This is a genomic window from Streptomyces spectabilis, assembly GCF_008704795.1.
GTDB classification, from domain to species: Bacteria; Actinomycetota; Actinomycetes; order Streptomycetales; family Streptomycetaceae; genus Streptomyces; species Streptomyces spectabilis.
The window spans coordinates 5105475-5128818 of record NZ_CP023690.1; the positions used below are offsets into that span (position 1 = coordinate 5105475).

The 23344-nt window shown below is 72.5% G+C and carries 26 protein-coding genes and 1 pseudogene; 14 read left to right on the top strand and 13 right to left on the bottom strand.

Going from position 1 to position 23344, the window contains the following annotated elements:
* Positions 1-51 precede the first annotated feature (51 nt).
* Together CP982_RS22275 and CP982_RS22280 are read right to left on the bottom strand one after the other, a co-directional pair.
* Complete coding sequence (locus CP982_RS22275) at positions 52-897, bottom strand: ABC transporter permease (RefSeq protein WP_150512143.1); 846 nt, start codon at positions 895-897, stop codon at positions 52-54.
* Entirely contained in the window at positions 894-1964 is a 1071-nt protein-coding gene (locus CP982_RS22280; RefSeq protein WP_150512144.1) for an ATP-binding cassette domain-containing protein, read from the bottom strand. The genes CP982_RS22275 and CP982_RS22280 overlap by 4 nt, the downstream gene beginning before the upstream one ends.
* A 199-nt stretch (positions 1965-2163) precedes the next feature.
* Between CP982_RS22280 and CP982_RS22285 the strand changes: the two genes are divergently transcribed.
* A complete protein-coding gene (locus tag CP982_RS22285) occupies positions 2164-2541 on the top strand; it encodes a hypothetical protein (RefSeq protein WP_150512145.1) in 378 nt (125 codons plus the stop codon).
* A gap of 9 nt (positions 2542-2550) precedes the next feature.
* On the opposite strand, the gene CP982_RS22290 is transcribed toward CP982_RS22285, so the two are convergent.
* On the bottom strand, positions 2551-3813 hold the full coding sequence (locus CP982_RS22290) for an SGNH/GDSL hydrolase family protein (protein WP_150512146.1): 1263 nt from the start codon (positions 3811-3813) through the stop codon (positions 2551-2553).
* Between the two features lie 198 nt (positions 3814-4011).
* On the opposite strand from CP982_RS22290, the gene CP982_RS22295 reads away from it, so the two are divergent.
* Positions 4012-4920 (top strand): LysR family transcriptional regulator, encoded by a 909-nt coding sequence (locus tag CP982_RS22295; protein ID WP_170316471.1) that lies wholly within the window; start codon positions 4012-4014, stop codon positions 4918-4920.
* A 6-nt stretch (positions 4921-4926) separates the two neighbouring features.
* Here the strand turns inward: CP982_RS22295 and CP982_RS22300 are convergent, their stop codons facing one another.
* Both CP982_RS22300 and CP982_RS22305 read right to left on the bottom strand, forming a co-directional pair.
* A complete protein-coding gene (locus CP982_RS22300) occupies positions 4927-5373 on the bottom strand; it encodes a DUF7144 family membrane protein (RefSeq protein ID WP_150512147.1) in 447 nt (148 codons plus the stop codon).
* Positions 5374-5439: 66 nt separating this feature from the next.
* On the bottom strand, positions 5440-6183 hold the full coding sequence (locus CP982_RS22305; protein WP_144320016.1) for a TetR/AcrR family transcriptional regulator: 744 nt from the start codon (positions 6181-6183) through the stop codon (positions 5440-5442).
* 135 nt (positions 6184-6318) lie between these two features.
* Between CP982_RS22305 and CP982_RS22310 the strand changes: the two genes are divergently transcribed.
* The 5 genes and pseudogenes from CP982_RS22310 to CP982_RS22330 form a co-directional block, all read left to right on the top strand.
* The gene (locus CP982_RS22310) at positions 6319-7884 is read left to right on the top strand and encodes an MFS transporter (RefSeq protein WP_150512148.1); all 1566 of its coding nucleotides are present in this window, start codon (positions 6319-6321) and stop codon (positions 7882-7884) included.
* 1526 nt (positions 7885-9410) lie between these two features.
* Positions 9411-9734, top strand: a complete 324-nt coding sequence (locus CP982_RS22315; RefSeq protein WP_150512149.1) for a TfoX/Sxy family protein — start codon at positions 9411-9413, stop codon at positions 9732-9734.
* Positions 9735-9768: 34 nt separating this feature from the next.
* Positions 9769-10245, top strand: coding sequence for an NUDIX hydrolase (locus tag CP982_RS22320; RefSeq protein WP_150512150.1), 477 nt, complete (start codon positions 9769-9771; stop codon positions 10243-10245).
* An 84-nt stretch (positions 10246-10329) separates the two neighbouring features.
* Positions 10330-10740, top strand: coding sequence for a VOC family protein (locus CP982_RS22325; protein WP_150512151.1), 411 nt, complete (start codon positions 10330-10332; stop codon positions 10738-10740).
* Positions 10741-10763: 23 nt separating this feature from the next.
* Positions 10764-11015 (top strand): annotated as a pseudogene (locus tag CP982_RS22330) (AraC family transcriptional regulator); the annotation flags it as partial.
* Between the two features lie 52 nt (positions 11016-11067).
* Here the strand turns inward: CP982_RS22330 and CP982_RS22335 are convergent.
* Genes CP982_RS22335 through CP982_RS22345 form a run of 3 tightly spaced genes read right to left on the bottom strand, consistent with a single transcriptional unit; the run spans position 11068 to position 12743 of the window.
* Positions 11068-11844, bottom strand: a complete 777-nt coding sequence (locus CP982_RS22335) for an SDR family NAD(P)-dependent oxidoreductase (protein WP_229878949.1) — start codon at positions 11842-11844, stop codon at positions 11068-11070.
* Positions 11837-12307 carry a cupin domain-containing protein gene (locus tag CP982_RS22340; RefSeq protein ID WP_150512153.1) on the bottom strand — a complete coding sequence of 157 codons (471 nt, stop codon included), beginning with the start codon at positions 12305-12307 and terminating at the stop codon, positions 11837-11839. Before CP982_RS22340 ends, CP982_RS22335 begins: the two co-directional genes overlap by 8 nt.
* Positions 12297-12743 (bottom strand): ATP-binding protein, encoded by a 447-nt coding sequence (locus tag CP982_RS22345; protein WP_229878950.1) that lies wholly within the window; start codon positions 12741-12743, stop codon positions 12297-12299. Before CP982_RS22345 ends, CP982_RS22340 begins: the two co-directional genes overlap by 11 nt.
* Positions 12744-12831: 88 nt before the next feature.
* Here CP982_RS22345 and CP982_RS22350 point away from each other — a divergent pair, with 88 nt between their 5' ends.
* The 3 genes from CP982_RS22350 (at position 12832) to CP982_RS22360 (ending at position 14618) form a co-directional block, all read left to right on the top strand.
* The gene (locus CP982_RS22350; RefSeq protein ID WP_229878951.1) at positions 12832-13677 is read left to right on the top strand and encodes a helix-turn-helix domain-containing protein; all 846 of its coding nucleotides are present in this window, start codon (positions 12832-12834) and stop codon (positions 13675-13677) included.
* Entirely contained in the window at positions 13640-13900 is a 261-nt protein-coding gene (locus tag CP982_RS22355) for a DUF397 domain-containing protein (protein WP_150512155.1), read from the top strand. The genes CP982_RS22350 and CP982_RS22355 overlap by 38 nt, the downstream gene beginning before the upstream one ends.
* A 124-nt stretch (positions 13901-14024) precedes the next feature.
* A complete protein-coding gene (locus CP982_RS22360; RefSeq protein WP_150512156.1) occupies positions 14025-14618 on the top strand; it encodes a DUF4291 domain-containing protein in 594 nt (197 codons plus the stop codon).
* Positions 14619-14704: 86 nt separating this feature from the next.
* Here CP982_RS22360 and CP982_RS22365 read toward each other — a convergent pair whose 3' ends face one another.
* Positions 14705-15421, bottom strand: coding sequence for a TetR/AcrR family transcriptional regulator (locus CP982_RS22365; protein WP_372503396.1), 717 nt, complete (start codon positions 15419-15421; stop codon positions 14705-14707).
* A gap of 228 nt (positions 15422-15649) precedes the next feature.
* On the opposite strand from CP982_RS22365, the gene CP982_RS22370 reads away from it, so the two are divergent.
* On the top strand, positions 15650-16639 hold the full coding sequence (locus CP982_RS22370) for an esterase/lipase family protein (protein ID WP_229878952.1): 990 nt from the start codon (positions 15650-15652) through the stop codon (positions 16637-16639).
* Between the two features lie 201 nt (positions 16640-16840).
* Entirely contained in the window at positions 16841-17707 is an 867-nt protein-coding gene (locus tag CP982_RS22375) for an LLM class flavin-dependent oxidoreductase (RefSeq protein WP_150512157.1), read from the top strand.
* Between the two features lie 74 nt (positions 17708-17781).
* Here the strand turns inward: CP982_RS22375 and CP982_RS22380 are convergent, their stop codons facing one another.
* Together CP982_RS22380 and ctaD are read right to left on the bottom strand one after the other, a co-directional pair.
* Complete coding sequence (locus CP982_RS22380) at positions 17782-18129, bottom strand: hypothetical protein (RefSeq protein ID WP_150515639.1); 348 nt, start codon at positions 18127-18129, stop codon at positions 17782-17784.
* A gap of 5 nt (positions 18130-18134) precedes the next feature.
* Entirely contained in the window at positions 18135-19763 is a 1629-nt protein-coding gene (gene ctaD / locus CP982_RS22385; protein ID WP_229878953.1) for an aa3-type cytochrome oxidase subunit I, read from the bottom strand.
* Between the two features lie 106 nt (positions 19764-19869).
* Between ctaD and CP982_RS22390 the strand changes: the two genes are divergently transcribed.
* Complete coding sequence (locus CP982_RS22390; RefSeq protein WP_144320027.1) at positions 19870-20406, top strand: RNA polymerase sigma factor; 537 nt, start codon at positions 19870-19872, stop codon at positions 20404-20406.
* Entirely contained in the window at positions 20399-21343 is a 945-nt protein-coding gene (locus CP982_RS22395) for a CU044_5270 family protein (protein WP_150512158.1), read from the top strand. The genes CP982_RS22390 and CP982_RS22395 overlap by 8 nt, the downstream gene beginning before the upstream one ends.
* A gap of 18 nt (positions 21344-21361) precedes the next feature.
* On the opposite strand, the gene CP982_RS22400 is transcribed toward CP982_RS22395, so the two are convergent.
* Both CP982_RS22400 and CP982_RS22405 read right to left on the bottom strand, forming a co-directional pair.
* A complete protein-coding gene (locus tag CP982_RS22400; protein WP_150512159.1) occupies positions 21362-22333 on the bottom strand; it encodes an SGNH/GDSL hydrolase family protein in 972 nt (323 codons plus the stop codon).
* Between the two features lie 68 nt (positions 22334-22401).
* The gene (locus tag CP982_RS22405) at positions 22402-22941 is read right to left on the bottom strand and encodes a hypothetical protein (RefSeq protein ID WP_212669195.1); all 540 of its coding nucleotides are present in this window, start codon (positions 22939-22941) and stop codon (positions 22402-22404) included.
* Positions 22942-23344: the final 403 nt, after the last annotated feature.

Below are 23344 nucleotides of genomic sequence, written 5' to 3' on the forward strand. Positions count from 1 at the left end.
CGGGGTGACTCCGGATGGAGCAGGAGGGGCGTGCGGCTGCCTGCCCGCCGCCTACTTGCGGTTGTAGAGGCGCATCGTCACCGGGCCGAAGACCGCCACGAGGAGGGCGGCCCAGCCCAGGCTCCACGCGATCTCGGTGCCCGGCCAGTCACCGGCCATCAGGCCGCGCACGGCGGAGGCGACATGGGTGACGGGGTTGTTGTTGACGAAGGCCTGGAGCCAGCCGGGCATCGTCTCGGGCTTCACGAAGATGTCCGAGAGGAACGTCAGCGGGAACAGCACCATCATGCTCACGCCCATCACGGACTTCTCGGTGCGCAGCAGCAGGCCGAACATCGTCCACACCCAGGAGAAGGCGAAGGAGAACACGAGCAGGAGCAGCACCCCGAGCAGCACGCCGACCGTGTTGTCCGGTCGGAAGCCGAGGATCAGGCCGACGCTCAGCATCACGGCGGACGCCATGGCGTAGCGCAGGACGTCGCCGAGGAGATAGCCGACCATCGCCGAGGGCCGCCAGATCGGCAGCGAGCGGAAGCGGTCGAAGACGCCCTTCTCGATGTCGGTGTTGACCGAGACGCCCGTGTACATCGTGATCATGACGACGGACATCACGAGGATGCCGGGCAGCAGGTACTGGATGTACTCGCGCGGCGACCCGGCGAGCGCGCCCCCGAAGAGGTACGTGTACATCAGCACCATCATGATCGGGAACGCCGTCACGTCGAACAGCTGCTCCGGCACGTGCTTGATCTTCAGGACGGCCCGCCAGCCGAAGGTCAGGGACGTCGACAGGGCGCTGGGGCGGCGCGGCCGCTCCTTGGAGATGAGCAGTTCGGCGAGGGACTCGGTGCGGACGGGCGCGAGGTCCTGCGCCTCGACGGTGGTCACGGTGCTCATAGCGCGGCCTCGGCTTCCTTGCGGTCCTGCTGCGTGCGGTCCTGTTGCGTGCCGTTCTGCCGGTGGTGGTCGAGGGGCTGGTCGGTGAGGGCCAGGAACACCTCGTCGAGGCTGGGCTGGCCCAGGGAGAAGTTGTCGACGACGATGCCCGCGCGGGCGAGTCCGGCGAGCGCCCGCGAGGCCTTCTCGGCGGCGGCCTCCTCGGCGTGGCGCCCGCCGTCGCCGACCCGGGCGGTGAGCGCCACCGGGTCCGGCTCCAGCTGCACCTGCGCGGCCAGGGCGTGTTCGAGCAGCTGGGCGGCCTCCGCGCGCTGGGCCGCGTCCCGAAGGCGGACGTGCACGGAGCCCGCGCCGACGGACGCCTTCAGCTCGCCCTTGGTGCCCTCGGCGATGACCCGGCCCTTGTCGATGACGGCGATGCGGGCCGCCAGCTGGTCGGCCTCGTCCAGATACTGCGTGGTCAGCAGGACCGTGGTGCCCTGCGCGACGACGGCGCGCACGATGTCCCAGACCTGGTTGCGGCTGCGCGGGTCGAGCCCGGTGGTCGGCTCGTCGAGGAAGAGCAGGTCGGGCGTGTTCAGGATGGACGCGGCGATGTCGATGCGGCGCCGCATGCCGCCCGAGTAGTTCTTCACCTGCCGCCCGGCGGCCTCGGCCAGGCCGAACGCGGCGAGGAGCTGCTCGGCGCGCGCGTACGAGGCCTTCTTGCCGTGGCCCGTGAGCCGGGCGAGCAGCACCAGGTTCTCGGTGCCGGTGAGGTCCTCGTCCACCGACGCGTACTGGCCGGTGAGGCTGACGCGGGTGCGGACGGCGTCGGCCTCGCGGACCACGTCGTGGCCGAAGACGTGCGCCTCGCCGCCGTCCGGGCGCAGCAGCGTGGCGAGCATCTTCACGGTCGTCGTCTTGCCCGCGCCGTTCGGCCCGAGCAGGCCGTAGACGGTGCCCGCGGGGACGGCCAGGTCGACGCCGTCGACCGCGCGGTTCTCGCCGAACGTCTTCACCAGGCCCGCGGTCTCGATGGCGAGGCCGTCCGGTCCCGGGCCCCGTCCCGGCTGTGTGCTGGTCATGTCCCTTAGCCCTCCGATGCGAAGCCTCGCGCGGCGCGGTGGCCTTGCGCCGTGTCATGAGGGGAGACCGGGTCGGCACCGGAAACTCATCGCCGGGACCGTGGCTCATTCCCAGCGTGCCACGCGCTCCGGTGGAGCGCCGGGCCGCGCGGGTGTTTCCTGGGAGGAGGCCGCAGGGCCTGAGCAGAGAGGAACCGCCATGGCACTCACCGCACACGGATCCCCCGGCATCCGCAGCCTCTCCCACGTCTGGGCGGGACCCCTCGTCCTCGCCGTCGTCTACGGCGTCTGGGCGGCGGGCATCCACCGCGACGGCGGCCCCATCACCGGCGGGAACGTCCTGTACGGGGTGGTCACCGGGGTGGCCTTCGGCGCCCTGTACGCCGCCGTACGCCGCTTCGCCCCGGGCCTGCCGCGCGAGCTGCGCGCCCTGGCCTGGGCCACCTTCGCGGGCGTGGGCTTCGGCTTCCTCTACAGCCTCACCGACGCGAGCGTGCTGCGGTCGACGGGCATGGCGGCGGTGGTCGCGGGCAGCGTCTTCGCGGCGACGTTCTACTACTTCTACACGCACGAGTAGGTCGTCCCGCTAGAGCGCCTTCAGGTCGACGGCGCGGGCCATGGCCCGGTACCCCGCGTCGTTCGGGTGCAGATGGTCGCCGCTGTCGTACGCGGGCCGGATGCGCTCGGGGTCCTTCGGGTCGGCGAGGGCCTTGTCGAAGTCCACGTACCCGTCGTACTCGCCGGACGTACGCACCCAGGTGTTGAAGGCGTCGCTGACGGCGGCGGCGCGCTCGCCGTAGTGGTCGGAGCCGCCGAACGGCACCAGGGTCGCGCCGACGACCTTCAGGCCCTTGGCGCGCGCGGCGCGGATCAGCTTCCGGTGGCCGTTGATGAGCTGCTTCGCGGTCACGACGGGGGCGGGCTTGTACACCGGCTTGTCGGTCTCGCTGAAGCCGATGTCGTTGACGCCTTCGAGGACGACGACGGTCCTGGCGTTCGGCAGCTCCGTGACGTCCCGCGCGAACCGGGTGGAGCTCTTGTCCCCGAACCACGCCGAGTCGTTCAGGACCAGGTTGCCGCCGATGCCGGAGTTGACCACCGGGCGCGGCGCGCCCGCGGCGGCCAGGCGCTCGGCGAGGGCGTCGGACCAGCGGCGGTTGCCGTCGGCGGAGGAGCCGAAGCCGTCGGTGATGGAGTCGCCGAACAGGACGACGCCGTCGCGCCGCGCGGGCCGCTCGCCGCGTACGTCGACGCCCGAGAGGTAGTACCAGGACTCGGTGGACTCGCCGAAGGCGCCGCCGCCGGTGTCGGTGAGGTGGTCGCCCGCGGCGCGGTAGCTGGTCGCGAAGGACTGGGCGTGGAAGGTGGCGGGCCCGGTGGTGCGGGCGAGCCGGAGCGTCACGGTGACGGAGTCGAAGCGGTCCAGGCCGAGGGCGGCCGCGTCGCTGGAGAGCTGTCCTCCGGCGGGAACGGTGACGGAGCGCTTCCCGCCGAAGGTGAGGCGGCGCAGCGTGCCCTTCTCGACGGCGGCGCCCTTCGTGCCCTGGGTGCGTGCGACGGTGGCGCCCTCGACGCGCAGCGGGGACGCGCCGTAGGCGTTGGAGAGCCGGATGCGGGCTCTGTCGCCGCCCTGGGTCACGCGTACCACTTGGCGCAGCGTGTGGTGGTCGAACCCGGCCTCCGACCAGTTGGGTGTGAAGCCGGTGCTGGGCCGCTGCGGGGAGGCCGCCCAGGCGGCGTTCCACTGCGTGCCGCCGTCCGTGGAGGCGCTGGCCCCGGCCGTGGAGAGGCCCGCGACGAGGGCGAGTGCGGTGGCGGCGACGACGGACCGACGGGTGCGCGAAGACATGGCGGATCCTTGGGAGTTGAGACGGGGGTGGGCTGATGACAACGATCCGCCGCCACTCGCCGCCGATCAACGACGATCCATGAAACGATCACCACGCTCTGGCTTATCGATGCAGGTCAGAAGCTTCCAGGGCCAGTTCACGGTCAGTTCAGGGCCATTTCAGGGGCGGGTCAGGGGTCGATCAGGGGGAGGGGCCGGATGGAACGGCAGGAGCTGGAGACGTTTCTGACGCTCGCCGAGGAGCTGCACTTCGGGCACACGGCGGAGCGCCTGCTCGTCTCGCAGGCGCGCGTCAGCCAGACCGTGAAGAAGCTGGAGCGCAGCATCGGCGGCACGCTCTTCGAACGCACCAGCCGCGTGGTGCGGTTGTCGCCGCTCGGACGTCAGCTGTACGAGGACCTGGCGCCGCTGCACCGGCTCATGGAGGAGGCGGTGGCCCGCGCCAAGGACGTGGCGCGCGGTGTGGAGGGCGAGTTGGGCGTCGGGTTCCTCGGCGCGGGGGCCGGGGCGCTGACCCAGCCCATCCTGAAGCTCTTCCGCGAGCGGTGTCCGCGGTGCGAGGTCCGGATGCGGGAGACCCAGTTCCGGGATCCGCTCGGGCCGCTGCGGTCGGGGGACGTCGACGTGCTCTTCACCTGTCTGCCCGTGGAGGAGCCCGACCTGACCGTCGGGCCCGTCGTCATCCGCAGGCCCCGCGTCCTGGCGATGCCCGTGGACCACCGGCTCGCCGGGCGCGCGTCCCTGTCCTGGGAGGACCTGGCGGGCGAGACCTGCTTCGGGGTGGTGAACAGCGCGCCGTCCTACTGGTGGGACTTCCAGGTGCCGCCGCGCACGCCGTCCGGCCGGGAGATCAGGCGGGGGCAGGCGGTGGCCACGTTCCAGGAGCTGATGACGCTCATCGCCACGGGGCAGGGGGTGTCACCGGTCATCGCCTCCGTCGAGACGTACTACGCCCGGCCCGACATCGCCTTCGTGCCCGTGCCGGACCTGCCCGCGGCGGAGGTGGCGGCGGTGTGGCGCACGGGCACCCCCTCCGCCCCGGCCCGGGCCTTCGCCCAGGCCGTCCACGACACCCTTGAGGCCAACGGCGGCCCCGCCGCGTTCTAGCCCGGCTCAGGGCGCGGTCGCACCGTCGCGGGAGCCGTCGGTGCACAGGGCCCAGATGATGAACGCGCCGATGGCCAGGGAGATCAGGGCCCACAGGGGGGTGTAGGGGAGCCACAGGAACTGGGCGACCATGGCCACCGCGGCGAGGGCGATGCCGGTCGCGCGAGCCCAGTCGGCGCCCTTGAGGATGCCCCAGCCCGTCACCGCCACCAGGACGCCGAGCACGAGGTGGATCCAGCCCCAGGTGGTGAGGTTGAACTTGTACACGTAGTCGCCGATGCGCGCGTACACGTCGTCCTTGGCGATGCCCGCGATCCCCTCGAGGACGCTGAGGATCCCGTAGACGAACATGAGGACGCCGGCGAAGAGCGTGCCGCCCGTCGCCCAGCCGCTGTCGTCGTCCGCCGGCCCCGAGGGCGCCGCACGCCACGTGTCACGTTCCGGAGAGGTCATGGCCCGAGCGTCCGGCGGCCGTCGGGGGACGGCCACCGGAGCGGGCCATTGGGGTGACCGGCCCGCTCAGTGGGCGGCGTGGGTCTGCAGACCGTCCAGGATGCAGGCGATGCCCACCTCGAAGAACCCCTGCCGCGCGCTGATCGCGTCGGCTCCGCGCGGGCCCATCGCGTACATCTTCCGCAGCCGCGGATAGGCCTGCACCGCCTCCGCGGCCGCCGGCTGGATCATGTCGTGCCACTCCTGCTCGGCGCGTCCGCTGCGCGCGAGCGTCGTGAGGTACGCGGCCTCGGTGAGGGCGACGCCGATGACGTACGCCCAGATCGTCTTGCCGGCGATCTCGGAGGTCTCCAGGTCGAAGCCGCCCGACTCGAAGAGGCCGAGCATCTCCTCCGTGAGCCCCATCATGTTCGGCCCCAGGTGGGCCATGCCCAGCTCGCCGAGGACGGAGGCGATCCACGGGTGCCGCAGCAGCGTCGCGCGGACGTTCTCGGCGAACTGCTTGGCGGCCGCGAGCCAGTCCTCGTGGGAGCCGGAGACGGGCTGCGGCACCTCGATCTCGCCGTAGACCTGGTCCACGGCCAGCTCGATGATCTCGTCCTTGTTGGACACGTGGGTGTACAGCGAGGTCGCGCCCGCGTTCAGGCGCGTGCCCAGCTTGCGCATGCTCAGCGCCTCGATGCCCTCGGCGTCGAGCAGCGCGATGGCCTCGCTGACGATCTGCTCGCGGCTGAGTGCGGGCTGGTCCCGGCGCGGTCGCTGCGGCCGGGTCCAGACGGAGATCGCGGTCGGCTTCCCGGTGCGCGGCATGCGGCCACCCTTCTCTCTGCTCCGACGTGACCCCCCTACCTTAGCGCAGAATGCGAACAGCGTTCGGAGGTTGCGAACGCTGTGCGGCGTACGTACAGTGTTCGGAGACAACGAACGACGTACCGAGGAGGACCGATGGACGGGCTTGCAGCACAGGGCAAGGACGACCGGGGGGAGGAAACGGGCGGCGCGGCCCCGGTGCGTGACCCGAAACGTTGGCTGATCCTCGTCGTGCTGTGCCTGAGCACGCTGGTCCTGGTCGTGGACAACATGATCCTGACCGTGGCGATCCCGCCCATCGCCGAGGACATCGACGCCACCGCCTCCGACATCCAGTGGATCCTCGACTCGTACATGCTGGTCTTCGCGGGCCTGCTGCTGACGTCCGGTTCACTCTCGGACCGCTTCGGGCGCCGCAAGGTGATGGTGATCGGCCTCGTCCTCTTCGGCGCGGCCTCACTGATCGCGACGATCGCGAACAGCCCCGAGCAGCTGATCGCGGGCCGCGTGCTCATGGGCATCGGCGGCGCGCTGATCATGCCCAGCACCCTCTCGATCCTCATCACCGTCTTCGATGAGGAAGAGCGGCCCAGGGCCATCGCGGCCTGGAGCGCCGTGGCGATGGTCGGCCTCGTCGGCGGCCCGGTGTTCGGCGGCGCCCTGCTCGGCCACTTCTGGTGGGGCTCGGTCTTCCTGATCAACCTGCCCATCGTGGGCCTCGCGATCATCGCCGCGCTCATCCTGATGCCGGAGTCCAAGGGGCCCTGGCGCAAGGCCGACCCGCTCGGCATCGTCCTGTCGGTCGTCGGCATGGTCGCCCTCGTGTGGACGATCACCGAGTGGCCGAAGGAAGGCTTCGACCACCCGAAGGTGTTCGTCGCCGGGATCGTGGCCGTGGTCGCCCTCGTCGGCTTCGCCTTCTGGGAGACGCGCGTCGACGAGCCGATGGTCCCCATCGAGCTGTTCCGCAACCGCGTCTTCACCGGCGCCAGCTTCTCGATCGTCCTGCTGACCTTCGCCAACGGCGGTCTGCTGCTGGTCCTGACCCAGTACCTGCAGTTCGTCCTGCACTACTCGCCGACGAAGACCGGCTGGGCCTTCGCACCGCTCGCCGTCGCCTCCCTCGTCTTCAACACGCTGGGCGCCACGCTCGGCCAGAAGCTGGGCAACCGCGTCCTGGTGGCCGTCGGTCTCACCATCACCGCCGGCGGCTTCTTCACCCTCACCACGCTCGAGCCCGGTGACGGCTTCAGCATCGTCGCCGTCGCCATGGTCCTGATGGGCATGGGCGGCGGTCTCGCGATGCCCGCCGCGGTGGCCGCCCTCATGAGCGCGGTTCCCGGTGAGCACGCCGGTGTCGGCTCCGCCCTCAACGACACCGTCCAGCAGGCGGGCGCCGCCCTCGGCGTCGCGCTCCTCGGCTCCGTCCTCTCCAGCACGTACGCCAAGGAGATGCCTGCCTCGGCCGGTGACGTCGCGGACAACTCCGTCGTCGAGGGCCTCGCCGAAGCCGCCCGTACGGGGAACGCGGCCCTTGGGGACGCGGTGCGGTCCGCCTTCACCGACGCGATGTCCGCGACCTTCGTGACCGGGGCGGCCGCCGTCCTCGTCGCCGCGGTCCTCTCCCTCTTCCTGATGAAGCCCGGGCCCGACGCGCCCGCCGTCGACGAGGACCGGGAGCCGGACCTCGTCTCCCACTGACCCTGGCCCCTGGGCCTCCAACGGGCCCTGACCCAAGGTCCCCCTCCTACGGGGCCTGACCCCAGGCCCCCCGACCCCGGGGCTTCGGCCCCGGGCCCCCGGACCACCCGGGCCCCCGGACCACGGGGGTTCGGCCCCCCGGGCCCCCTACCACGGGGTCCGACCCTGGGCCCTCTCCACGGGGCTTCGGCCCTGGGCCTCCGGCGGGTCACCTCCCGCCCGGCCCTCCATAGATCCCCCGGCGACACCCGCGATCCTCCCCCGGCTCGCGGGTTGTCGCCGTTCTGGGCCCCTTCCACGGGGCCCTTCCCCTTTCCACGGGGCTCTTCCGCTCCCACGGGCGGGCTCTTCCCCTTCTACGGGGCTCTTCCCCTTCCACATGACGCGGCCTCGCCCCGCCGGGGTGGTCCCACCCACCCGCCCCCATCGGGTCTGTTCCCTCGGGCGGGAGCGCCCTGGCCTGGCGGGGCTCGGCCGCGACGCGGGGTGCTTGTGGGGGTGCCGCCCGCGCTTCTGCCCGGGCGCGGGGCGTTCGCCGCTGGTGCCTCCCCCTGCGCTTCTGCCCTGGTGACATGGGGCTGCGCTGCGCGCCGCCGGGGTGGTCCCACCCACCCGCCCCCACCGGGTCTGCTCCCTCGGGCAGGAGCGCCCTGGCCTCGCGAGGCCCGACCCCGACGCGGGGCGCTACCGCGCAGTGGGTGGCGCCACCGCTACCGCGGCGGATGCTTTCCCACCCTCCCACCCGAAACTCCCGAGCTTCGCGGGCCGAGCCCCAAAGGCCCCCCTCGCAGATGGGGGCGGGCGGGTGGGACTGCCCCCGGCTTCGCAGGCGGACCCGGGGCTGGGTGTGCCGGTGGTGCCCTCGCAGGCTTTTCGCCGGGGTGGGGTGGGCGGTGAGTCTGCCCCTCGGTGTTGCGATGGCTGGGCCTGGTGCCGGTGGTGCCCTCGCAGGCTTTCGCTTGGGTGGGGGTGGGTGGTGGGGCTGCCCCCGGTGTTGCGATGGGTGGGCCGGGTGTGGGGTGTGCCGGTGGTGCCTCGCAGGCTTTCGCTTGGGTGGGGGTGGGTGGTGGGGCTGCCCCCGGTGTTGCGATGGCTGGGCCCGGTGTGGGTGTAGTGCACGCGGGCCCCGTCGCGAGGGCTGGCCCTGGATTCGTGTGGCTGGGCCGGTGGGGGTGGCCCGCATGCATGCGCCGGGGTGGGGGTGGGGCCACCTATGGCTCCGCGCAGCTGGGCCCGGCCGGGGGGTGCTGCCTGAGGTGCCCCGCAGATCCTCGGGGCGGGGGCGGTGGCCGGGCCCGGTGCTTGCCCGTGGTGCCGCACAGGCCCTCCCCGGGTGCCCCCAGCTGCGCACGGCCGGGCCCGGTGCGTGGGGCCCTCAAGGTGGGCGGGGCCGCTCCGGCGTGAGGTGTGGGCCCAGGGGCCCCGCCCCGGGGGGGCTCACCCCGAAGTCGCCCTGGTCCGGGCGGCCCCCGCCCACGGCAGGGCTTGGGCGGGCGGGTGTCGGTGGGCGTGGTTAGCGTGGGGGAATGGCGTACGACGAGGTGCTGGCGGACCGGATCAGGGAACGGCTTGAGCCGGAGGGGGTGACCGCGAAGAAGATGTTCGGCGGGATCACCTTCCTGCTCCAGGGCAACGCCCTGGCCAATCTCTACGAGGAGGGCCTGATGGTGCGCGTCGGGCCCGAGGGGATGGAAGAGGCCCTGGGCCGCCCCGGGGCCAGGCAGTTCGTGTTCCGCGGCAAGGAGCAGAACGGCTGGGTGGTCCTCGCGGAGGAGACCCTCGACGACGAGGTCCTGGACGACTGGCTGAAGTGGGCGATGGAGGTCACGGCGGAGCTTCCGCCCAAGTAAGCGAGTCCGAGGGAGGGCAGGGAGGTACGGGGGGATGAGCTTCCGGCTGGCGGCGTACGCCGTGTGCGTCGAGGGCGGGCGGGTACTGCTCGCCCGGCATGTGTCGCGGAAGGGCGAGAGCACCTGGACCCTTCCAGGGGGCAGGGTCGAGCACGCGGAGGATCCGTTCGACGCGGTGGTCCGGGAGGTCGCGGAGGAGACCGGCTGCGACGCGGTGGTGGAACGCCTGTTGGGCGTGGACTCCCGGGTGATCCCCGCGGCCGAGCGTGCCGTCCCGGGCGAGCTGGACCACCAGAACGTCGGCGTCTTCTACCAGGTCCGCATCACCGGCGGGCAGCCGCGACCGGAGCCGGACGGCGGCGGCATCGCCGAGTCGGTCTGGACCCCGCTTCCCGATGTCGCGGGCCTGTGCCGGTCATCGCTCGTCGACGTCGGCCTGGCCCTGGCGCGGACCCGTCCGCCGACCGGCCATGTCGCCACCGTCCCGGTGGGCGGCCTGATCCGGCACTGAGGCGTCGCGGCCACCCGAGGACGTGTCCGGATCGAGCAGGAATGGAGAAGCGCGGCCCACGGGCCCGCGTCTAGCCTGCGCGTCATGGACATCACCATCCACACGACGGCTCTCCCGCACGACGACCCGGACGCGTCGCTCGCCTTCTACCGCGACGTTCTCGGCTTCGAGGTCCGTGGCGATGTCGGGCAGGGCAGGATGCGCTGGATCACGGTCGGCCCGGCGGGTCAGCCCGGCACGTCGATCCTGCTGGCGCCGCCCGCCGCCGACCCCGGCATCACCGAGGACGAGCGCCGCACCATCACCGAGATGATGGCCAAGGGCACGTACGGCTGGATCCTGCTGGCCACCCGGGACCTCGACGCCACGTTCGAGAGGGTGCAGGCCGGGGACACCGAGGTCGTCCAGGAGCCGACCGAGCAGCCGTACGGCGTCCGGGACTGCGCCTTCCGCGACCCCGCGGGCAACCTCGTCCGCATCCAGGAGCTGCGCTGAGCAGCGACGAAGGGGAGGTTCTCATGTGCAAGCCCGAATGGCGGCGCGCACGCGTCCAGGCGCAGCGACTGGACGATCTCGCGCGGCTGCGGCGCGTCCGTGACCGGATCGACAGGGAGTACGCGCAGCCGCTGGACGTGGAGGCGCTGGCCCGCGAAGTGCGCATGCCCGCCGGGCACTTGAGCCGCCAGTTCCGGGCCGCCTACGGCCAGTCGCCGTACGCGTATCTCATGACGCGCCGCAGCGAGCGGGCGACGGCCCTGCTGCGGCGGGGCGCCCCCGGCGTCTCCGGCCCGGACGGCTTCGCCGGGGAGGCCACCGTGGAGGTCACCACGTAGGGCGGGCGCTCACCCCGCCGTCCACCACCAGGTCCACCCCCGTGATCCACGAGGCGGCCGGCGACGCCAGGAACACGCAGGCCGAGCCCACGTCCTCGGCCCGGCCGAGGCGGGAGAGGGGCGCGGCCCGGCCCCACCGCTCCACCCCCTCGGGCCAGTCCTCCGCGAGCCCCGGCCGCCCGATGAGCCCCGGCGACACGCTGTTCACACGCACCCCGGCGGCCCCGTACTCCACGGCAGCCGCACGCGCGAACATGATCAGCGCCGCCTTCGACGAGGCGTAGTGCGCGTGTCCCGGGGCGGGCTGGTGTCCCTCGATGGAGGCGATCTGGGTGACGCTGCCGCCGCCGTCCTGCGCGCCCATGACCTCGGCCGCCGCCTGCGTGCAGGCGAACGCGCTGGTCACGTTGGCCTCTTGGAGCTCTCGCCAATCGGCCGCGGTCATGCCGGGCAAGGGCTGCACCGGCTGCACCCCGGCGTTGTTCACCAGAGCGTCGAGCCGTCCCCGCCAGTCGCGGGCCGCGCCGATCAGGCGTCGGCACTCGTCCTCCTCGCGCAGGTCGGCCGCCACGACGAGCGCGTCCCCGCCCGCCTCGCCGATCTCCTCGGCCAACTCCCGCGCCCGCTCGCCCTGTTCGCGGCAGTGCAGGACCACCGCCGCCCCGGCCGCCGCGAACCGCCGGGCGATCCCGCCGCCCAGCAGCCCACTGGCCCCGGTCACCAGGGCCACGCGCCCTTCCAGCGAGGGCAGTTCGGGGTCAGTCACGGCACAGCTCCCTGATTCTCGTCGCCTGGCGCGGATACGCGGCCGCCAGCGCGTCCGCATCCCCGCCCTCGAAATCCTCGTCTATGAACCCGGGCGCCATCGTCGTACCGAAGAGCGCCCACGCGCCGCCGTCCCGCACCCGCGCCCCCATCCACGCACCCGCCGGTACGACGGTCTGGAACTCCCCGTCCCCCGGACCCAGTACGCGCACCTCGTCGCTGCCGTCGGGGTGCAGGAGCAGCAGTTCGAGCGCGTCACCCCGGTAGAAGTGCCACACCTCGTCGATCGGCAGGCGGTGCAGCGCCGAGAAGTCGCCCGGCTCGGCGGTCAGCAGCATGATGATCGCCGTCCCCACGGGGCGCCCCGCCGCGTCCGGCGGACCCGCCCACGTCCTGCGGAACCGGCCCCCCTCGAACTCCAGCGGCACCAGCCCGTGCTCGGCGATCAGTTCCTCAGGGGTCACCGTCCACGTCCTTCCCGTCGTCGCACTCGAACCAGATGGTCTTGCCCGCGCCACCAGGCAGCACCGTAACGTCCCACCGGTCCGTGACCGCGTCGACGAGCCTCAGGCCGTACCCGCCCTCCGCCGGTTCGCCGGCCGGGCCGCCGTCCGCCGGGGCGGGCAGCGCCGGGCTGCCGTCCGTCACCTCCACGCGGAGCCCTCGCGGGCGGCGCAGCAGCAGCACCGCGCAGCGGCGGTCCGGTACGTGCCGTACGACGTTCGCCACCAGCTCTGTGAGCGCCAGCTCGGCCTCGTCCGCGAGGCCTGCCAGGCCCCAGCTCCCCAGGTACAGCCGCAGGATCCGCCGCAGCGGTCGGGCCGAGTGCTCACCGACGGTGAAGCTCATCCGATAGCTGCCGCCAACTCCTTGGTCAAGGAGGTCAGTTGCGTGATTCATGTCACTCAGGCTGACGCGCTGCGCATACCCTTGGCTACGCAACGAGAGCAACGCTGATGAGCGTTTGACGTTGGGGGTGAACCCTCCCGTGGTCCGCATCAATGAGCTTGATCCCAGTGCGTCCCCGCTGGACTACTACGGTTCGGAGCTGCGCCGCCTGAGAGAGGCGGCGGGCCTCAACCAGGCCGAGCTGGGCGGGTGCATCTTCTGTACGGGGTCCCTGGTCGGGCAGATCGAGACCGCGAAGAAGGTGCCCACCCGGGACTTCTCGGAGCGCCTCGACGCTGCGTTGGGCACGGATGGTGCGTTTTCGCGCTTGGTGGGCCTGGTGCTGCGCAGCCAGTTGCCGAGCTGGTTCCAGGCGTTTGCCGAGATGGAAGCCAAGGCGACGTACATCTCCACCTACCAGGCCCAGTTGATCTATGGGCTGCTCCAGACCAAGGAGTACGCACGAGCGGTACTCGCCACCGGCATGCCGAACAACCTGGATGACCTGGTTGCTGCGCGCATGGAACGGCAGCGAATCCTCACCCGCGAGCGTCCCCCACTGGCCCTAGTAATCCTCGACGAGGCCACCCTGCACCGCCCCATCGGTGGCCGAGAGGTCATGCGCGGCCAACTCGCTCACCTATTGAAGTGTGCGGAACGGCGCTGGGTTCGCATCCAGGTGTTGCCGTACTCCGCAGGCGAACATGCCAGCTTGATTGGCTCGTTCACTGCGTTGCGCTTCGAGGATGATCCCGACCTCGTCTACACGGAGGACCTCATCTCCGGCCACATGACTGCCAATCCAGAGACCGTCCGCGAAGCGGCCTTCCGTTACGCTAACTTGCAGGCCGCTGCCCTCTCTGTGGAGGAATCAGCGGGACTGATCACCCGCGTGATGGAGGAACGGTATGGGCTACCAGGACCTGACGAACGCGCGGTGGCGTAGGTCTTCGTACAGCGGCAACACAGGTGGCGAATGCGTGGAGTGCGCCCCCCTCGACGGCGCGGCCTGGCGCAAGTCCTCGCACAGCGGTAGCACCGGCGGCGACTGCCTAGAAGTCACCGAACTGCCCGGCCCCCACATAGCCATCCGCGACAGCAAGCGCCCCGCCGGGCCCCACCTCACCGTCTCGGCAGCGGCCTTCACGGCCCTCGTGAGCACCCTCTAGGCACCGGGGGCCCGGGGGCGGCAGCCCCCGGTTCGGGAAGGGGCGGGCCTGGGGCGCCCCGCGAGGGCACCCGCCGCGGCAAATTCGCTGGCATCCGCCCCGCCGGACCCCGCACGCTGACCTCGTGGAACACCCCAAGCACCAGATCCGAGCCGCCCACACCGACACCACCGTGACCGTCTACCAGGCGTACGCCCCCCACATCGGGGAGCCCACCGCCCGGAACGGGCGGTTCCCCGCCGCGTGGCGGCGGGAGCGGATGACGTGGATCAAGCCCTCGTTCCTGTGGATGATGTACCGCTGCGGCTGGGGTACGAAGGAGGGGCAAGAGACCGTCCTGGCCCTGGAGATCAGCCGGGAGGGCTTCGACTGGGCCCTGGCGCACGCGTGCCTGTCGCACTACGAGCCGGGCGTGCACGCGGACGCCGCGGACTGGAAGCGGCAGCTCAAGCAGGCGCCCGCGCGGGTGCAGTGGGACCCGGAGAGGGACCTTCACCTGCGCCCGCTGCCGCACCGGTCGCTCCAGCTGGGGCTCGCGGGGGAGGCCTCCCGGCGGTACGCGGACGAGTGGATCGTCTCGGTCACCGACGTCACCGAGCGAGCCCGGCGCGTACGGGAGCTGGTGGCCGCGGGCGCCCTCGACCGCGCCCGTACGCTGCTGCCGACGGAGCCGGTCTACCCCGCCGGAGACGCCCTGCTCACCCACCTGAGGCCCTGAGCCGTTGCGCCCCGATGGGGCGCGGGGAACGGCGCGCCCGGCCACAGCGAACCCGCAGGCGACGTCGGCGAGGCGCATCGCGGCGCTCAACAGCCCGGGGCCGAGCCCTCGGCGGAGGGCGGCTGGAGCAGACCCATGAACATCCGCATCAGCTCCTCCACGATCGTGTCCAGGTCGGCGTCCACGTACCCGGCGGTCCAGTCGTACAGGAGCGCGTTCACCGCCCCGACGAAGCCGAGCGCGGCCACGCGGTAGTCGCGGGCGCCGATCTCGCCGCGCTCGACGGCCTCGTCCAGGGCGGCGACGAGGAGGCCGACCCAGCCCTTGCGGGCCTCAAGGCGCTGCCTCTCCAGCTCGGGGGTGACGCCGGTGACCTCGACGAAGGCGATCCGTACGAGGTGCGGGTGCGCGGTGAGGACGCGCGCGTAGGCGCGGAACGCGGACTCCACGCGCTCGCGGACGGTGCCGCCCGCCGCCTCGGCCAGCGCCTCCACGACGGCGCCCTGCGCGGCCTTCTGGACGTGCCGGTGCAGGGCCGCGAGCACCTCTTCCAGATTGCGGAACTCCTCGTAGAACTGCCGCGTCGACAGGCCCGCGCGGGCGCACAGGGCGGCCACGGACGCGGAGCGGTAGGCGCCGGGGCCCGCGCCGAAGAGGTCGACGCCCGCCTCCAGGAGGCGCCGCCGCCGGTCGGCCCTGCGCTGCTCGGCCGACTTTCCGCCGTACGCCCTCGCGGGGCGGCGCGCGGCACCGCCCGGCTCGTCCGTCACGGCGTCCGGCCCGTCGGATTCCACCCCTGCCACCCCTCTCACCTGCTCATCCGCCAACTCGCCCTCCCCGTACGGAAATTGTCTCGCGCACGCCCCTTGCGTCGGCGTCACCCCGCTCCTACTTTCAAGTAACCAAATCTGAAGCGATGTCGTTTCAGAATGGTGTCAGTCGGTGTGTCATGGCCATGGCCTGCCCTTGGCGTGCCCTCGGGGGCGCCCCCCACTCCTGCTCGTGACAGCTCGCTCGAAGGGACAGCAACCGTGAACGGACCCTCCGCACCCGGCCGCCGTCTGCCGCGCTCCCTGCGCCGCGGAGCCGCCGCCGTCGTGCCCGTCGCCCTCGCCGCCACCGCGCTCACCGCCGTCGGGACCCCGGCGCACGCCGGTGAGCAGCCGCGCAAGCCGTCGTACCCCGTCGGCGGCGTCGCCGACGGCGTCCGCAACTTCCTTCTCAGTCCGAACGCCGTGACCGGCGTGAACGACTGGAGCTGCAAGCCCTCCGCCGAGCATCCGAACCCCGTCGTGCTCGTCCACGGCACCGGCGTCAACCTGGGCGCCAACTGGGTGAAGATGGGCCCGACCCTCGCCAACGAAGGCCACTGCGTCTACGCCTTCAACTACGGCATGGGCAGCCCGTTCAACTTCGGCGGCCGCGTCGGCGCGCTCACCGGCATCGCCAAGTCGGCCGAGACGATGAGCGGCTTCGTGGACAAGGTGCTCGCCTCGACGGGCGCGAAGAAGGTCAGCGTCCTCGGGCACTCGCAGGGCGGCATGATGCCGAACTACTACATCAAGCGGCTCGGCGGCGCGAAGAAGGTCGACCGGCTCGTCGCGCTCGCCCCCACCAACCACGGCACCACCCTCAGCGGCCTGACCAACCTGGGCCACGCGCTCGGCCTCATGGGCCTGGTCAACGGCGCCTTCGACCATCTGAACCTCCAGGGCCTCAAGGACCAGGAGGACGGCTCGGACTTCCAGAAGGCCCTGTTCGCGGACGGCGACACCGTGCCGGGCGTGCGCTACACGGTCATCGCGACGAAGCACGACCGCGTCTCGACCCCGTACAGCCAGGGCTTCCTGAAGGGCGACAACGTCCGCAACGTCGTCGTCCAGGACCAGTGCCCGAAGAACCCGGTCGGCCACATCGGGCTCTTCGCGGACGGACCGACGACCCAGGACGTCGTCAACGCCCTGGGCGCCGACAAGCCGGACTTCAAGCCCTCGTGCGAGGACTACGGGCCCCCGTTCTGACCCCGGCCGGGGGAGTCGCCGGCCCGGGGGCGGCCGCCCTCAGGCCGGCGGCTCGTAGCAGTCGTAGTCGCGCCGGCCGCTGATCCTGCCGTGGCGACCGCGTTGCGGATGTCGTACGTCTGGCGGCGCGGGCGGTCGGCGCTCCGCCGCGCGGGGCAAACCGATTGCCGCCGTTCCCGGCTCCGCGTCACCATGCGTCCCATGCGCTTCTCGATCAACATTCCGAACTTCGGTGACTTCGCCGACCCGAGGACGGTCGCGCGGGTCGCCGTCGCCGCCGAACAGGCGGGCTGGGACGGCCTGTTCGTCTGGGACCACGTCGTGCACGACAAGGCCGCGCAGCAGGGCAAGCCCTTCGGGGACCCCTGGATGCTCCTGACCGCCGCCGCGCTCGCCACCTCGCGCATCCGGCTCGGCACCCTGGTGACGCCGGTGGCCCGCCGCCGCCCGCACCAGCTCGCCCGGCAGGTCGCCACCCTGGACGCCGTGTCCGGGGGCCGGGTGATCTTCACCGCCGGGCTCGGCGGACCCGTCGACGACGAGTACGGGAGCTTCGGCGAGCCCACCGACCCGCGCGTCCTCGCCGAGCTCCTGGACGAGGGCCTCGGCCTCCTGGACCGCTACTGGTCGGGGCGGGCCGTCGACCACGAGGGTCCGCACCACCGCGTCCGCGACGTCACGCTGCTGCCCGCGACCGTGCAGCGGCCCCGGCCGCCCGTCTGGATCGGGGGCTTCTGGCCCAACCGGCCCCCGATGCGGCGGGCCGCCCGGTGGGACGGGGCCGTGCCGCTCTTCCAGTCCGCCCGGCACGGGTGCGTTCCGGCTCTCGCCGAGGTGCGCGAGCTCGTGGCCTACCTTCGGGCGCACCGCCCTGACGGGGGCGGGGCCTTCGATGTCGTGCTGGGCGGGGCCACGCCCTTCGACCCGGAGGCCGCTCGGGAGGTGATCGCGCCCCTGCGGGACGCGGGTGCCACCTGGTGGGACGAGAGGCAGCTCCAGACCGGGCCCGGTCTGGATCGCCTTGCCCCCGTTCTCCGGCGGGTGGAGGCCGGGCCTCCTGCCCTTTAGGTGTTCGCCTGCGGGTTGGTGGGGGCTGGTCGCGCAGTTCCCCGCGCCCCTTCGGGGCGCTCCCGACCGGGGGATCAGACGCCCGCGAGCACCAGGGCGAGGGCCGTCAGGAACGCCAGGCCCAGGAGGCATCCGGCGAGGAGGCGGTTGCGCAGGGCGCGGTAGCGGGTCTCGTACTCCGTGCGGAGCTCGCGGCAGCGGTGGGCCGTGTGGCGCCAGGTGCGGTGGGTGAGGGCCAGGTGGTCCTCGGCGTAGGCGCGTTCCACCTCCTCGCGCTCGGCCCGGGAGAGCCAGTCGAGGCGGGCGGTGAAGCGGGCCGCCGCCGCGCGGCTCTCCGTGCGGGCGGACTCCACGAGGAGGTGGCCCTCGATCTCGTGGATGAGCAGGGCCGCCTCCGCCGGGGCCACCGGGCGGTCGTCCATCGCGGTCACAGGGCGGCCTTCTCGGCCGGCTCCGGCGCGGGGGCGAGCTCCGCCGCGATCTCGGGGTGGCGCAGGTCGAACGCCGGGGACTCGGAGCGGATGCGCGGCAGGGTGTGGAAGTTGTGGCGCGGCGGCGGGCAGGTCGTCGCCCACTCCAGGGAGCGGCCGTAGCCCCACGGGTCGTTCTCCTTGACGTCCTCGCCGTACTTCGCCGTCTTCCAGACGTTGTAGAGGAACGGCAGGAGGGACATGCCCAGGAGGAACGAGAAGATCGTGGAGAGGGTGTTGAGCCCGGTGAAGCCCTCGACGTCCAGGTAGTCGGAGATGCGGCGCTGCATGCCCGCCGCGCCCAGCCAGTGCTGGACGAGGAACGTGCCGTGGAAGCCGATGAAGAGCGTCCAGAAGGTGATCTTGCCGAGCCGCTCGTCGAGCATCTTGCCGGTGAACTTCGGCCACCAGAAGTGGAATCCGGAGAACATCGCGAACACGACCGTGCCGAAGATGACGTAGTGGAAGTGCGCCACCACGAAGTACGAGTCGGTCACCGCGAAGTCCATCGGCGGGGACGCCAGGAGCACGCCGGTCAGACCGCCGAACACGAACGTGATGAGGAAGCCGACGGCCCACAGCATCGGCGTCTCGAAGCTGAGTGAGCCCTTCCACATGGTGCCGAGCCAGTTGAAGAACTTCACGCCCGTCGGCACGGCGATGAGGAACGTCATGAAGGAGAAGAACGGGAGCAGCACGCCGCCCGTCGCGTACATGTGGTGCGCCCACACCGTCACCGACAGGCCCGCGATCGCGATGGTCGCCCCGACCAGGCCCATGTAGCCGAACATCGGCTTGCGCGAGAAGACCGGGATGACCTCGGAGATGATGCCGAAGAACGGCAGCGCGATGATGTACACCTCGGGGTGGCCGAAGAACCAGAACAGGTGCTGCCACAGCAGCGCGCCGCCGTTCGCCACGTCGAAGATGTGCGCGCCGAACTTCCGGTCCACTTCGAGCGCGAACAGCGCGGCCGCGAGGACCGGGAAGGCGAGCAGCACCAGGACGCCGGTCAGGAGCACGTTCCAGGTGAAGATCGGCATGCGGAACATGGTCATGCCGGGCGCCCGCATGCAGATGATCGTGGTGATGAAGTTGACCGCGCCGAGGATCGTGCCGAAGCCGGAGAGGGCGAGACCCATGATCCACATGTCGGCGCCGATGTTCGTCGCGTGCGCGGAGTCCGTGATCGGCGCGTACGCGGTCCAGCCGAAGTCCGCCGCGCCGCCCGGCGTGAGGAAGCCGCCCACCGCGATCAGCGAGCCGAACAGGTACAGCCAGTAGGCGAACATGTTCAGGCGGGGGAACGCCACGTCGGGGGCGCCGATCTGGAGCGGCATCAGCCAGTTCGCGAACCCCGAGAACAGCGGTGTCGCGAACATCAGCAGCATGATCGTGCCGTGCATCGTGAACGCCTGGTTGAACTGCTCGTTCGACATGATCTGCGTGCCGGGCCGGGCCAGCTCGGCGCGCATGAACAGCGCGAGCACGCCGCCGATGCAGAAGAACGCGAACGCTGTCACCAGATACAGCGTGCCGATCGTCTTGTGGTCGGTGGTCGTCAGCCACTTCACGGTTGCCCTCATGCCCCGTACGTGTCCGGGACCGCCCGGCGCGTCACCGCTCACCCCTGCCGGGAAGATCACAGCGACCGGGTGTGAAGATCGGGGCCATGCCGGACACCTACGGTTCATGAGCACGGACGAAGCCTTCGCGGCCGCCTACCGCGAGCACTACTGGGCGGTGAGCCGCTTCGTGGCGCGCAGACTCGGCGCGGGCGAGGCGCACGAGGTCGAGGAAGTCGTCGCGGAGGTGTTCTCCATAGCCTGGCGGCGCCGTTCCGAGCTGCCCGAGCACGCGCTGCCCTGGCTGTACGGCGTCGCCCGCAACTGTCTGGCCAACACGGTGCGGGGCCTCGGCCGCTACCGCCGCCTTCTGCACCGCATCGGCCACCACGAGGCCACCCGGCACGGCCAGGTCGTCACCGGGCCCGACACCGACGCGCCCGGGGCCTGGGTGCACGAGGCCCTCGCCCGGCTCTCCCCCGCCGACCAGGAGGCGCTGCGCCTGACCACCTGGGAGGAGCTGGGCATCGACGACCTCGCCGTCGCCCTCGGCTGCGGCCGCAGCGCCGCCGCGATGCGACTGCACCGGGCGCGGCGGCGGCTGCGCGCGGAGATCGACCGGATGCGGATGAACGTAACGGCAGGAGACGGCACCCATGACTGACGAACTGGACCTGCTGCGCGCGGCCGACCCCGTGTCCGCCACCGAAGGGCCCTGGCGCGACCGGCCGCTCGACGCCCGCGCCGAACGCGGGCTCAACCAGCTCCTGTACACGAGCCGGCGCCGGGCCCGCCGCCGCGTCGTGCTGTGCGCGGAGGCCGCCGTCGCCGCGCTCGCCGCCGTGCTCGTGCTCACGCTGCCCGACCTGGCGGCCACGTCCGCCACGGCCGCGCCGAGCGCCCTGCGCCCGCGCGCCGGCTCCGCCGCCGTGCCGCTCGCCGAGGTCGCCGAGCGGGCCCGGGCCGCCGCGCGCGACGGCGAGCCGGAGCTGCGCAGGGGCAGCCACATCCAGACCTGGAGCCTCGCCATGGACGCCGGGCCGCACGCCGAGCGGCCCGTGACGCTGCCCGAGGAGCGGGAGGTGCGCTGGCGCGCCGACGGCAGCCGCACCGAACGCGTCGAGTCCGGCGGCGACCTGGTCGGCGAGCGCATCCTCCCGTCGGCAAGCTCCGACGCGCCGCCCGGGGCCCGCCCGCCGCACACCCCCGGCAAACTGCGCGCGTACCTGACGGAGGCCTACGACGGGGGCCTGTCCAGTCGCTCCGGGCCGCTCACCGCCGACCAGCTCCTCGACACGCTGCCGCAGCTCCTCGACACCTGGACGCTCGGCGCCCGCGAGCAGGCCGCGCTCGCCCGCGTCCTCGCCGGCACCGAAGGCCTGCGGCCCGCGGGCGCCGTCACCGACCGGCTCGGGCGCGCCGGGCAGGCGTACGTGCACGAGTCCGCGGACCCGGCCGACGAGGCGCTGCGCCGGATGCTGATCCTGGACCCGGGGACGGGGGCCGTGCTCGGCCTGGAGGTGATGTTCACCAAGGCGCAGCCGTGGCTCGCGGTGCGGGCCGGGGACGTGATGTCGTACAGCGCGTGGCGCCGGGACTGAGGCGGCCGCGGCGCCCGGTCAGCGCCGCGCCGCGGCGGCCACCGTGTCCGTCACCGCCTGCCCGATCCGCCGAATGCCCGGCGAACGCACCGGGCAGGGGCGGGACTTCGGCGTCGTCGGGGCCAGACAGAAGTGCAGGTGGTCGTCGCCGCGGTGCAGCGCGGTGCGGCCGCCCGGCTCCGTGCAGTACGCCGGGTGCGACCGCTCGTACGCCGTGCAGGGCAGCTCCCGCACCCACCGGTAGCGGGCCGACGCCGGGCTGACCACCCGGCCCGCGTCCGACACGAGGTCGCCGGACGCGGTGGCCTGGCGCCGGTACAGCTCGTTCACGCGGCGCACGCGGTCGGGCGTCATGACGTCCGGGCCCTGCGACACCCACACCACCTTCGGGCGGGGCGCGCCCGCGTCCCGCGCGGCCTCCTCGATCTGCCGGGTGAGCCTTCGCGCGTCGGCCGCGTACCGCGCGAAGTACGTGTCCCGCTGCTTGTCGTACGTGACGCCGCCCATGCACGGCGTGTAGCCCCACGCGTTGCCCCAGAACTGGAGCACCACGAAGTCGGGGCGCAGCTCGCGCACCAGCCTGGCCGCCTTGGCCTTGTCCGGTACGAGGGAGTCCTCGCCGGTGCCTTCCAGGTAGTCGCAGAGGGTGGTGCCGGAGTAGGGGGCGCTGGTGTAGCGGGCGGCGAGCTGGTCGCGCAGGAGGGTGCCGAGGACGTCCTGGTTCTCCATGGCGAGGGAGTCGCCGAGGTAGAGGACGCGAGGGGCGGGCTTGGGGCGGGCGGGCTTCCGGCTGTCCTTCTCCGTCCGCCGGTCCTTCTCCGTCCGCCGGTCCCGTTCGGCCTGCTGCCGGTTCGTCTGCGACGGGGGCTCCGAGGCGTCCGTGCGGGCCGCCGCGGGTGGCTTCGGCGCGGCGTCCTCCTCGCCCGGGTCCCCGCAGGCCCCGAGCAGCAGCATGCCCGCGAGGGCCCCGGCGACCAACTGCTTCCGCATCCGGCAACTCCCGGTCCAACGAACAGAATCGGCCCACCAGGCAAGCACACGTGCGCGCGCGGCGGAAGTCACCCGTGCGACTCGGGCGCGTCCTCCGGGAGGAGATGGCCGAGCAGCAGCTTGACGTACAGCACGGGGGCGAGCCAGGCGACTTCGGGCGGGGTCGTCGGGGTGGCGGCGATCGCGAGGACCGTCACGCCGAACGCGGCGGGGCGGCGGGCCGCGGCCGGGGCCGCCGTGACGGCCACCGCGCCCGCCAGCGCGAGGGCGTACACGGCTGCCGCCGTGCTCCAGGCGAGGGCCGGGACCGCCAGGGCGAGCAGGAACGGCTGGCCGTGGGCCGCCACGAAGGCCAAGTGGTGGCGGGTGGTGCGGTGCGGGGCGTGGAACTGGCGTTTGGCCGTGGCTGTGGCGTTGACCGCGGCGCCGCCGAACAGGTCGAAGGCGACCAGGGCGACGAGGCCGTAGGCCCAGGGGGCCAGGCCTGCGGGCAGCCCCGCCACCGCGATCCCCGCCCCGGCCGCGCCCGTCCCGTACCCGACACCCCGCTCCACCGGGGTGGCCCCCACCCCCACCAGAGCCCGGTCGACACCCCCGATCCACCTCACCCCCGCCCCCTTCCCGCACAAACCCCGCGCTAACGCGCTCGTCCTCAAACGCCGGACGGGCTGAATACGCCCGTTCGCCCCCCGCCTCCTCGACTCCCGAACCGTCTCAAGCCCCGCGCTAACGCGCTTGTCCTCAATCGCCGGACGGGCTGAATACGGCCGTTCGCCCCCCGCCTCCTCGACTCCCGAACCGTCTCAAGCCCCGCGCTAACGCGCTTGTCCTCAATCGCCGGACGGGCTGGAACTGGCCGGTGGGTCGGGGTCCAGCTGGCGGGGGTTTACCTGGGGGGTAATCGTCGGGGGTGGGCGGGGTGGGGCAGGGTGAGGGGAACGGAGGCCGGGCGGTGTGCTTCGGTCGGGCTTCGGGACCACGTAGGGATGACCGCGACTCACCGGAGGCGAA